At 74.0% G+C, this 10,535-nt stretch carries 10 protein-coding genes; 7 read left to right on the forward strand and 3 right to left on the reverse strand.

Translation table 11 applies throughout. The features are described 5' to 3' along the window. Positions 1-41: 41 nt before the first annotated feature. From BBH68_RS24105 to BBH68_RS24115, 3 genes are all read left to right on the forward strand, one after another. Positions 42-842 carry a Tat pathway signal sequence domain protein gene (locus tag BBH68_RS24105; RefSeq protein WP_079151166.1) on the forward strand — a complete coding sequence of 267 codons (801 nt, stop codon included), beginning with the start codon at positions 42-44 and terminating at the stop codon, positions 840-842. Between the two features lie 56 nt (positions 843-898). Next, entirely contained in the window at positions 899-2,230 is a 1,332-nt protein-coding gene (locus tag BBH68_RS24110) for a copper amine oxidase (RefSeq protein WP_065965575.1), read from the forward strand. Positions 2,231-2,319: 89 nt separating this feature from the next. Continuing rightward, a complete protein-coding gene (locus BBH68_RS24115; RefSeq protein ID WP_065965576.1) occupies positions 2,320-3,573 on the forward strand; it encodes an SAV2148 family HEPN domain-containing protein in 1,254 nt (417 codons plus the stop codon). On the opposite strand, the gene BBH68_RS24120 is transcribed toward BBH68_RS24115, so the two are convergent. Continuing rightward, positions 3,522-4,436, reverse strand: coding sequence for an ABC transporter ATP-binding protein (locus BBH68_RS24120; RefSeq protein WP_079151162.1), 915 nt, complete (start codon positions 4,434-4,436; stop codon positions 3,522-3,524). The two genes, BBH68_RS24115 and BBH68_RS24120, sit on opposite strands and share 52 nt — an antisense overlap. Continuing rightward, the gene (locus tag BBH68_RS24125) at positions 4,433-5,173 is read right to left on the reverse strand and encodes a FadR/GntR family transcriptional regulator (protein WP_065965577.1); all 741 of its coding nucleotides are present in this window, start codon (positions 5,171-5,173) and stop codon (positions 4,433-4,435) included. The genes BBH68_RS24120 and BBH68_RS24125 overlap by 4 nt, the downstream gene beginning before the upstream one ends. 165 nt (positions 5,174-5,338) lie before the next feature. On the opposite strand from BBH68_RS24125, the gene BBH68_RS24130 reads away from it, so the two are divergent. After that, complete coding sequence (locus BBH68_RS24130) at positions 5,339-6,070, forward strand: 3'-5' exonuclease (RefSeq protein ID WP_065965578.1); 732 nt, start codon at positions 5,339-5,341, stop codon at positions 6,068-6,070. Positions 6,071-6,146: 76 nt separating this feature from the next. Here the strand turns inward: BBH68_RS24130 and BBH68_RS24135 are convergent, their stop codons facing one another. After that, a complete protein-coding gene (locus BBH68_RS24135) occupies positions 6,147-7,046 on the reverse strand; it encodes a phosphotransferase enzyme family protein (RefSeq protein ID WP_065965579.1) in 900 nt (299 codons plus the stop codon). Between the two features lie 186 nt (positions 7,047-7,232). Here BBH68_RS24135 and BBH68_RS24140 point away from each other — a divergent pair, with 186 nt between their 5' ends. The 3 genes from BBH68_RS24140 to BBH68_RS24150 are packed head-to-tail and all read left to right on the forward strand — an operon-like array spanning position 7,233 to position 10,350. Then, positions 7,233-8,126 carry a carbohydrate ABC transporter permease gene (locus tag BBH68_RS24140; protein WP_065965580.1) on the forward strand — a complete coding sequence of 298 codons (894 nt, stop codon included), beginning with the start codon at positions 7,233-7,235 and terminating at the stop codon, positions 8,124-8,126. Positions 8,127-8,137: 11 nt separating this feature from the next. Next, positions 8,138-9,049: a carbohydrate ABC transporter permease gene (locus BBH68_RS24145; RefSeq protein WP_425428838.1), complete on the forward strand. Its 912-nt coding sequence runs from the start codon at positions 8,138-8,140 to the stop codon at positions 9,047-9,049. Then, the gene (locus BBH68_RS24150; protein ID WP_065965581.1) at positions 9,049-10,350 is read left to right on the forward strand and encodes an ABC transporter substrate-binding protein; all 1,302 of its coding nucleotides are present in this window, start codon (positions 9,049-9,051) and stop codon (positions 10,348-10,350) included. Before BBH68_RS24145 ends, BBH68_RS24150 begins: the two co-directional genes overlap by 1 nt. Positions 10,351-10,535: the final 185 nt, after the last annotated feature.

The raw sequence follows: 10,535 nt of genomic DNA on the forward strand, positions 1-10,535 counted from the left end.
TGTGACATGAGGGGGAATTGGGGGAGAATGTGCGCACGATGATGCACCGCCACCTGGGCAAGGTGGTGGCCGGTGCGGCCATCGCGGTCACCGCCACCGCGGTGATGGTGGGAGTGACCCTCCCGAGCGACGCGTCCGGCCAGGAGAGGGGCGCGAAGGGCGACGGGGGCCCGCAGGGCTCGACGGCCGAGCAGAGCCAGTCGCCGCGGCAGCGGCCCGCCGTCGTGGAGTCCGCCCCCGAGCAGGGGAGGACGGGCACCGGCCGGGACCCGCTGACGGACGACGAGATGAAGCGCGCCCAGACGATCGCGCTCACCCGGGGCTTCCGCGACAGCAGCGAGAACGTCACCGGCGGCAAGGGTCCCCAGCGGCTGGCCGTCGACCTCGAGGAGCTGTCCCCCCAGGAGGCGGCCGAGGCCGACCCGCCGCGCCGCGCCGAGGTCTCGTACTACGACTACAAGGACGACACCTACGTCACCAAGACCGTGGACCTCGCCTCCGGCAAGGTCGTCCACACCGACACCCAGCGCGGGGTCCAGCCGCCGCCCACCCGGGAAGAGGCGAGCGAGGCCGTCCGGCTGCTGATCGCCGACAAGCTCGGCGCCGGGCTCAAGGCCGACTACAAGGACGCCACCAGCAGAGCGCTGACCAACCCGGACCAGCTGACCGTCACCGGCTTCGTCTACCGCGTCGACGAGGAGAACGCCGGGCCGGCCGCCCTCGCGGACTGCGGGAAGCACCGCTGCGTACGGCTGTTCACCAAGGTGGTCAACGGCCCGTGGATCGACACCCGGCAGCTGGTGATCGACCTGAGCGACCGCACCGTCCACCGGCTGGGCTGACGGGCGCCGGCGCGCCCTTCCCCGCATACCTTCACGTTCCTCACAGGAGTACCACCATGCCTGAAAGAAGGCTCAGCCGTACCCGGGCCCGGGTCGCGGCGGCCGTGGGCGCCTCCGCCCTCATCGGGGTCACGGCCGTCGCGGCGGGTCCGGCCGGATCCGCCCAGGCCGCGCCGAAGGCGCCGGCGAAGGCCCCGGCCGCCGCCGCGGACTGCTCGGCCGCGTACCGGATCGAACAGAAGCTGGACGGCGGCACCACCTGGCGGATGTGCTGGCACTACGAGAGCAAGGCCGGGCTCGTGCTCGACAACGTCTCGTACCAGCCCAAGGGCGAGGCCGCCCCCATCAAGGTGCTGACCAGCGCGAAACTCGGCCAGATCCATGTGCCGTACGACGACGGCAGCAATGAGTACGACGATCTGACCGGACAGTTCTTCGCCCAGGGGCTGCAGCAGCTCGACCCGGCCGAGTGCCCCGGCGGCACCATCAAGACCGTCCGCGTCCCCGGCGCCTGGGACCCGGAGCACCCCGACGTCAACGGCCTGTGCGCCACCACCCGCGCCCGCGGCCACGCCTACCGCATGGGAAGCGACGACGGCAGCAAGGTCTACCAGATGCAGGGCAAGGACCTGCTGCTGTACACGGTCAACCAGGTCGGCTGGTACGAGTACATCACCGAGTGGCGGTTCTCCGGTGACGGCACCATGACCATGCAGGTCGGCGCCACCGGCACGCTCTCCCCGTTCGACTACGACGCCGGGGACGGCCGCGGCTGGCCGATCGGCAAGGGCGCCAAGGACTACGCCACCAGCCACGCCCACAACGTCTTCTGGCGGCTCAACTTCGGCCTCGACGGCTCCCCCAAGAGCAAGATCGAGCAGTACGACTCCAAGACCACCACGGCCAGCGGCCAGAAGCCCAAGACCAAGACCACCCGCACCCAGGTCACCAAGGAGCTGGCCGGGGACGCCGCCGCCGCGCGCTGGTGGCGGGTCGTGTCCACCGCGGGCAAGAACAAGGACGGCCACCCGCGCAGCTACGAGATCGTGCCGGGCCACACCACCAAGTTCCCCGGCCGCAGCTACACCAGGCACGACGTGTACTTCACCGAGTACAACAAGTGCGAGCAGTTCGCCAGCCACAACCTGCGCGACTGCGGCCCCGGCGCCGGCAAGAGCGTCGACAAGTGGGTGAACGGCCAGACCCTCAAGCACCCGATCGTCTGGGTCAACATCGGGTTCCACCACATCGCCCGCGACGAGGACCAGGAGCCCATGCCGGTGCACTGGCAGGGCTTCCAGCTCGCCCCGCGCGACGTCACCGCTATGAATCCGCTCACGCCTTCTGCACTGTCCGATCACAACGGCCATACAGAAGAGCAAGGTTGACCGTAAGGTCGATCGATCGAGCTGCACCGCCCCCGTCCGCCGCAGTAGTCTGCGGTGATCGTTGGACGGGGGCGGAAGGCGGTGCACAGGTGAGCTCGGGCGGGCTGGAGCTGCCCCCTGGGGACACGGGCCCCGGGGGTGACGGCGCCACCGACACACCCCCCGGCGCGGTGTCCCTCGTACAGCCGGTGGAGATCGGAGCCGAACTGGACTGGGGCGCCGAGGCCTGGGCCGAGGTGCGCACCCGCGCACGCCGGGCCGGGCGGGCCTACATCTGGCTGAACCTCGTCGAGCAGCGGCTGCGCGCGGTCGTGGCCGCCGTGCTCCGCCCCATCTACGAACCGGTGCACGACGACGACTGGGTCGTCGCCGCGGCCGGGCCCGCCGGGCAGGAGTGGGTGCAGCGCGCCGTCGCCGTCCGGGAGGTGAGCCGCCGCAAGGGCTATCTGCTGGACCCCGCCGACGACAACGTCCTCAGCTTCCTCACCCTGCCCCAGCTGCGCGAACTCCTCGTCCAGCACTGGCCCTGCTTCGAGCCCTACCTCGACGACCGGCGCGAGGTGGAACTGGCCCTGGACGAGCTGGAGGTGGCCCGCAACGTCGTCTCCCGCAACCGGGCCCTGACCGAGACCGTCCTGGCCCAGGCCGAGCGCGCCTCCGCCCGGCTGCTGGAGATCCTCGGCAGCGGCACCGGCACCCCCTCCGCCGACCGGCTGCCCATCGACGCCGTCGAGGACCTGGTGGGGGACCGGTACGCCGACGTGGTGGGGGTCCATCCCGACCGGGTGCGGCTGCAGCGGCAGCTGCCCGTCGAGGACCTCTTCGGCAACGCCCGCCGCCTGGACGCGGTCGGCATCGGACTCAACCTCCTGGTCCAGAACTACTCCGGCCGCCGGATGGTCCGGCTGGCCGAGGCCGGCTGCCGGGCCCGGCTGCTGTTCCTCAACCCGGCCAGCAGCGCGGTGCGGCGGCGCGAGCGCGAGCTGGGGCTGAAGAAGGGCGAGATGAGCCGCTCGGTGGAGATGAACATCCTCCACATGCGGCGGGTCCGCGCCCGGCTGCGCGACCCCGGCGCGTTCGAGATCCACGTCTTCGACGAGACCCCGCGCTTCACCGCCTACCTGGTCAACGGCGACGGCGCCGACGGCCTGGCCGTCGTCCAGTCGTATCTGCGCAAAGCCCGGGGCATCGAGGCCCCGGTCCTGGTGCTGCGCGGCGCCGGGCGCGGCCGTGGCGTGGTGCGGGACGGGCAGGACCCGAGCCGCGACGGCGACGGGGGGCTCTTCGGCACCTACCGTGAGGAGTTCGAGAGCGTGTGGGCGGACTCCCGGCCGGTGTCCTGAGCCCGCGGCGGGCCTCCCCGGCCCGCGAGCGGTGCCCCCTGGCCCGCGCGGTCCGCGCCGGCGGCCCGCCCGCCGCCGCGTCCCGTACGAGCGGCCCAGCGGCCGTCGGCGCGGGTGATGCGGACCGGGTGGCCGAAGCAGGCGCTGATCGGCTCGGAGGTCACCACCTCGTCGGCCGCCCCGAGCGCCAGCACCCGCCCCTGGCGCAGCAGCAGCGCGTGCGTGGTGCTCGCGGGCAGCTCCTCCAGATGGTGGGTCACCAGCACGGTGGCGAGGCGCGGATGGTCACGCCGCAGCGCGTCCAGGCTGTCCAGCAGCTGCTCGCGCGCCGCCAGGTCCAGCCCCGTGGCCGGCTCGTCGAGCAGCAGCAGCCGCGGGCGGGGCATCAGCGCACGGGCGATCAGCACCCGGCCGCGCTCGCCCTGGGACAGGGTGGGCCACAGCGCGTCGCGCCGGGCGCCCACCCCGAGGGTGTCGAGCAGCGCCTCGGCCTCCTCGAGCCGCGCCGGCTCGACCCTGCGGCGCGGGACGGGCTCGACGGTGTTGGTCAGCCCGGTCAGCACCACGTCCCGCACCCGCAGCGGGGAGCGCAGCGGATGGCGCGGGTTGACGTGGCCGACCAGCGTGCGCAGCTCCCGCAGGTCCACCCGGCCCAGCGTGTGCCCCAGCACCCGCACCGTGCCCCGGGTGGGGTGCGCGAGCGCCCCGAGCAGGCCCAGCAGGGTGCTCTTGCCCGCGCCGTTGGCGCCGAGCAGCGCCCAGTGCTCGCCCTCGCGCACGGTCAGCGAGACCGACCGCAGCAGGTGCCGGCCGTCGCGGACCACGTCGACGTCCTCGGCGCACAGCACGACCGACCCGGTCATCGCGCCTCCTCCCGGGCCCTCGGTCCTTCCTGCGCCGCAGGCCGGGCCGGAGGCTGGACCAGGGCCATGACGGACTCCAGGTGCCGTGTGGTGGCCGCGATCGCGGCCGGGGCGTCGCCGCGCGCCAGCGCGTCCAGCAGGTCCGCGTGGGCGCACGACAGGTCGGGCAGGCCGGTCTCGTACCGCACCATCTCGATCAGCGCCTCGCGCAGCACCGGCAGTACGGAGGTGAACAGGCCGAGCAGCACGGCGTTGCCTGACAGTTCCACGACGGTCCGGTGGAACTCCAGGTCGGCGTCCACGAAGGAGGCAGGATCGCCCCCGGTGGCCTCCTGGCGCCGCTTCAGGTGTGCCGTGAGGCGCGCCAGGTCCTCGGGGCGGGTGCGCCGCGCGGCCAGCCGGGCGGCCTCCACCTCCAGGGCCCTGCGGACCTCGTAGACCTCCAGCAGCCGGGCGCGGCGCAGCAGGTGCCGCAGGTCGGGTCCGCCGTCCCGCCCGGGATCGGTCCGGGCGACGAAGGTGCCCGAGCCGTGGCGCACGTCCAGCAGCCCGTCGTGGGCCAGCAGCCGCACGGCCTCCCGCACGGAGGAGCGGCCGACGCCCAGCTCCGCCGCGAGCATCACCTCGTTGGGCAGCCGCGCGCCGGGCTCCCAGCGCCCCTCGCGCAGCATGTCCCGCAGGGCGCCTTCGACCTGCGGTACGACACGGCCGTGCCGCAGCCGGGTCGGCTCCGTCATCCCCCCACCTCTTTCCGGTTCTTTCCGATCACGTGCGTCGGCCGGGACTCTAACACGGGTCCTCAGACGTCTGAGGACCCATGGCGCCCGTTGTCCCGGCCCGTTGTCAGTGGTGCGTGGGAGGGTGGTGCACACCAGGGGGAAGTACGACAAAGGAGGGCCGGTATGGGCTGGCACCGGGAGCTGCTGATCGGGTTCGATCTCGAGACCACGGGCACGGACCCGAGGGAGTCGCGGATCGTGACGGCGGCCGTGGTCGAGGTGAGGGGCGGGGAGCCGATCGGGCGGCGCGCGTGGCTGGCCGATCCGGGCGTGCCCATTCCGGACGACGCCGTGGCCGTCCACGGCATCACCACCGAGCGGGCGGCGGCCGAGGGGCGCCCCGCGCGCGAGGTGGCCGACGAGATAGCGGACGCGCTGGTGGCCCACTGGCGGGCGGGGGCGCCGGTGGTGGCGTACAACGCGGCGTTCGACCTGAGCCTGCTCGCCGCCGAGTTGCGGCGCCATGGCCTGCCCTCGCTGGGCGAGCGGCTGGGCGGCGCCGAGACCGGCCCGGTCGTGGACCCGTACACGATAGACCGGGCCGTCGACCGCTATCGCAAGGGCAAGCGCACGCTGGAGGCGGTGTGCGGGGAGTACGGGGTGGTCCATGAGCGGGCCCATGAGGCCGGGGCGGACGCGCTGGCGGCGGTCCGCGTCGCCTGCGCGGTGGCGGAGCGGCACGGCGAGGTGGCCGGCCTCGACCTGTGGGATCTGCACCGCAAGCAGATCGGGTGGTATGCGCGCTGGGCGGCCGACTTCCAGGCCTGGCTGCGCCGCAAGACGCCCGACGCGGTCGTGGACGGACACTGGCCGCTCCGCGAGGCCGAGGCAGGCGCCGGGGCGGTGGCGGGCTGACCTGCCCACCCACCGCGCCGGTTCAGCCCGCCGCGCCGGTGCAGCTCGCCGCGCCAGTTCAGAACGCCACGCCGGTTCAGAACGCGTGCCAGCGGACCGTGGGATCGCCCTCCCGCAGGGAGGCGACCCGGCGGGCGAACTCGGCGCGGGCGGCCGGGTTGCCCGGTGCGTGCTGGGCCACCCAGGCGCAGCTCGCGACCTCCCGCGCGCCCCGCAGCACCGCGCAGCCGTCCCACTCCCGCACGTCCCATCCGTACGCCGCCACGAACTCGTCGTAGGCCGCCGGGCCGAGCCCGTAGCGGTCCCGGGTCAGGGCCATGACGACGAGGTCGTGCTCGCGCGCGTCCCGCGAGAAGGTCTCCAGGTCCACCAGCACCGGGCCGTCGGGCCCGATGTGGACATTGCGCGGCAGCGCGTCGCCGTGCACCGGGCCGGGCGGCAGACGCGGGGTCAGCTCGGCGACGGCCGCGGCGGTGTCGTCCCGCAGGGCGCGCAGATACGCCGCGTCCGACGGGTCGATCGCGTCCCCGGCCAGCCGCAGCCAGCGCTCCACGCCGCCCAGCAGATCGCGGCCCGGCAGCGCGAACGGCGGATCGGGCAGGGCGTGCACCAGCCGCAGCACCTCGCCGAGGTCGCGCGGGCCCGCGGGGCGTACGGGCTCGGGAAGCTGCCGCCAGTACGTGACGAGGTGGCCGCCGAAGGGGAGGGGCTGCTCCGGGCCGAAGCGCCGGTCCGGGCGCACCGCCGGCAGGCCCTCCCGCGCCAGCCAGTCGGCGACCCGGAGCTCCCGCGCGGCCCGGTCCCACACCTCCAGGTCGCGGCTGATCCGCACCACCAGCGACAGGCTGTCGAGGGCGAAGACCGCGTTCTCGCCGAGCGCCAGCAGCCGGGCGCCGGCGGTGCCCGCCCGGTACGGCGGCAGCGCGGCGGTGAGCACCGCCCGCGCCCGCTCCTCGGTGAGTGCCGCCTGCCCCATGCCGTGCTCCCTCGTCCGCGCGCCGTGCGGCGCCAAGTCTCGCACCACATACCGCGAGCCGAACGCTTGACTGCGCCGCGCACCCTCCGCACGATGACGTGGGCCTCCCGACCGGGCGCCCCACCACCGTTGTTGAGAGCCACCGTTCTCGAGCCGCGCCCGAAGGAGCCCTTCGCAGTGACATCAATGGCCGCGACGACGCGGCCAGGTACCGGAACACCGGAGCGGAGGCCCGGCCGCGGCGCGTGGTTCCTGGTCCTGCCCGCCCTCATACCGATCCTGGTCCTCAGCGTCGGCCCCCTCCTGTACGGCATCGTGCTGGCCTTCACCGACTCCCAGTCGGGCCGCACCCGCGCCACGCAGTGGGTCGGGCTGCGGGGCTTCCAGGACCTGGGCCAGGACCGGCTCTTCTGGGAGTCCTTCCGCATCGGGTTCCAGTGGGCGGTCGGGGTGACGGTCCCGCAGTTCCTGCTGGCGCTCGGGCTGGCGCTGCTGCTCAACCAGAACCTCCGCTTCCGCTGGCTGGCGCGCGCCCTGGCGATCGTCCCCTGGGCGATGCCCGAGATCGTCGTCGGCGTCATGTGGCGGCTCGTCTACCACCCGGACGCGGGCGTCCTCAACGAGGCGCTGGGCACCGGCAGGGACTGGCTGGGCGACCCGGCGACCGCCCTGCCCTCGGTCGTCGTGGTCGGCGTCTGGGCGGGCATGCCGCAGGTGACCGTCGCGCTGCTGGCCGGCCTCGCCAATGTGCCGCGCGAGCTGCACGAGGCCGCGGCGGTGGACGGCGCCGGCGCCTGGCGCCGCTTCCGCACCGTCACCTGGCCCGCCATCAGGCCCATAGCCCTCGCGATCAGCGCGCTGAGCTTCATCTGGAACCTCAACTCCTTCGCGCTGGTCTATGTGCTGACCAACGGCGGCCCCGGCGGCCGCACCCGGCTGCCGATGCTCTTCGCGTACGAGGAGGCCTTCCGCTACGGCCAGTTCGGCTACGCGGCGGCGATGGGCTGTGTCCTGGTCGCGGTGGTGTCCGTCCTCCTCGCCGTGTATCTGGCCGGGCGGCTGAGGGGAGACGACCGGTGAACGGGCGACTGATGAGCCCCCGCCCCCGCACTGCGGACCGGCGGACCGTGAGCGGGCGGACGGGACGGCCGGGGCGTACCGCGAACCGGCGGGCCGCGAAGCGCGCCTCCCGCGCCGGGCAGTACCTGGCGCTGCTGTGCTACCTCGCCTTCCTGCTCCTGCCCCTGCTGTGGCTGGCCTCCACCGCCTTCAAGCCGCCCCGCGAGCTGGCCTCCCTCCACCCCGGCTGGATCCCCGACCACCCCACCCTGGACAACTTCCGCCAGGCGTTCGACGAGCAGCCGCTGCTGCGGGCCGCGGCCAACAGCCTGATCGCCGCCGGCTGCGCCGCCGCGCTCGCCGTCGTCGTCGCGACCCCGATGGCGTATGTCATGGCCCGGCACCGGTCCGCGCTGTCCCGCGCGGCCACCGGCTGGGTCGTGGTCAGCCAGGCGTTCCCGCTGGTGCTGGTGATCATCCCGCTGTTCCTGATCCTCAAGAACCTCCGTCTGATCGACTCGCTCGTGGGCCTGGTGGCGGTGTACGTGGTGTGGGCGCTGCCGTTCGCCCTGTGGATGCTGACCGGCTACGTCCGCGCCCTCCCGCGCGAGCTGGAGGAGGCCGCGGCCGTGGACGGCGCGGGCAGGGCGCGCATCCTGGTCTCGGTGACCGCCCCGCTGCTCGCCCCGGGGATCGTGGCCACCGCCCTCTTCGCCTTCATCACCTCGTGGAACGAGTTCTTCTTCGCCCTCGTCCTGCTCAAGTCGCCGGAGAAGCAGACCATGCCGGTCGTCCTCACCCACTTCATCGGCGCCGAGGGCGTGGCCGACCTCGGCCCGCTCGCCGCGGCCGCGCTGCTGGCCACCCTCCCCTCCCTCGCCCTCTTCGCCGTCATCCAGCGGCGGATCACCGGCGGGGTGCTGGCCGGGGCGGTGAAGCACTGATGCGCCGCAGGCACTTCCTCGCCGGGGCGCTGGCCGCGCCCGCCGGCGCCGCGCTGCTGCCGGCCTGCGCGGCGGACCGGCGCCGCCGCTCGGCCGACGGCACCGTCACCCTGCGCTTCCAGTCCCTGGCCTGGCAGCAGGAGTCCGTCGCCGCGAACAAACAGCTCGTTGCGGAGTGGAACGCGGCGCACCCGAAGATCCGGGTCGAGTATGTGCAGGGCAGCTGGACCAGCGTCCACGACCAGCTGCTGACCGCCTTCGAGGGCGGTGAGCCGCCCGACATCATCCACGACGCGACCGACGACCTCGCGGACTTCGCGTACGGCGGCTCGCTCGCCGACCTCACCGACCTGCTGCCCCGGCGCCTCAAGGAGGACATCCCGGCCGAGAGCTGGCGGACCGCCACGTTCGGCGCCGGGATCTACGGCGTGCCGTTCCTCCAGGAACCGCGCATGATCATGGCGAACAGCGCCCTGCTCGCGGCGGCGAAGGTGCGTATCCCCACCGCGCGGGACCCCTGGAGCTGGGAGGATTTCGAGGAGGCCGCGAAGCGGCTGACCCGCGACGGCACCTACGGCGTGGCCTGGCCGCTCAAGGAGCCCGTCTCCGCGACGCTGAACCTGTCCCTCTCCACCGGCGGCCGGATCTTCCACCGGCGGCCCGACGGCAAGGTCACCATCCGCTTCGACGCCGCCGACCAGGCGGTCCCCGCCGTCATCCACCGCCAGCTCGGCACCGACCGCACCGGCTCCCGGGCCACCCTCGGCATGGGCGGCTCGGACACCCTGCCCGGCTTCTTCGGCGGCAAGTACGCGATGGTCCCGCTCGGCTTCTCGTACCGCCAGCAGATCGTGCAGCAGGCCCCCAAGGGCTTCCGGTGGACCGTCCTGCCGGCGCCCGCCGGGCCCGGGGGAGACCAGCGGCAGGGCGTCAGCCCGCAGACGCTGTCCATCGCCGAGGACTGCCCGTACAAGGAGGAGGCGGCCCGCTTCATCGACTTCTTCCTCCGGCCGCGCAACATGGTGCGGCTCGCGCGCGGCGACTGGCTGCTGCCGACGGGCACGCGCGCCCTGGCCGACCCGGCGCTGCGCACCCGCGAGCACGGCTGGGCGACCGGCGCGGCCCTGGCGCCCGCCCTGCGCCCGGCGCCCGCCCAGACGGTGCGCGGCTACCCCGAGTGGAAGGACAAGATCGCCACGCCCGGTCTCCAGGAGTACTACGGCGGCGAGATCGGGATGGCGGAGCTGAAGGAGCGGCTGGTGAAGGACGGAAACCTGGTGCTCGCCCGCTATCAGCGCTAGGGGGCGTCTCCCCGTCTCCGCGGGCCCGCGACGCCCGGCACGAGCGAGTCGGCCGTCAGGCCGCGCGGGCGGGGGCGGTGGCCGCGCCCGGGCCCACGCGGTGCGGCGGGCGGCGGGCCCGGCGGGGCGTCGGGGACCGGCGGGTGGTGGGACCGGCGGGTGGTGGGACCGGCGGGGCGGGTGGT

Origin of the sequence: Streptomyces sparsogenes (assembly GCF_001704635.1) — a bacterium.
GTDB classification, from domain to species: domain Bacteria; phylum Actinomycetota; class Actinomycetes; order Streptomycetales; family Streptomycetaceae; genus Streptomyces; species Streptomyces sparsogenes.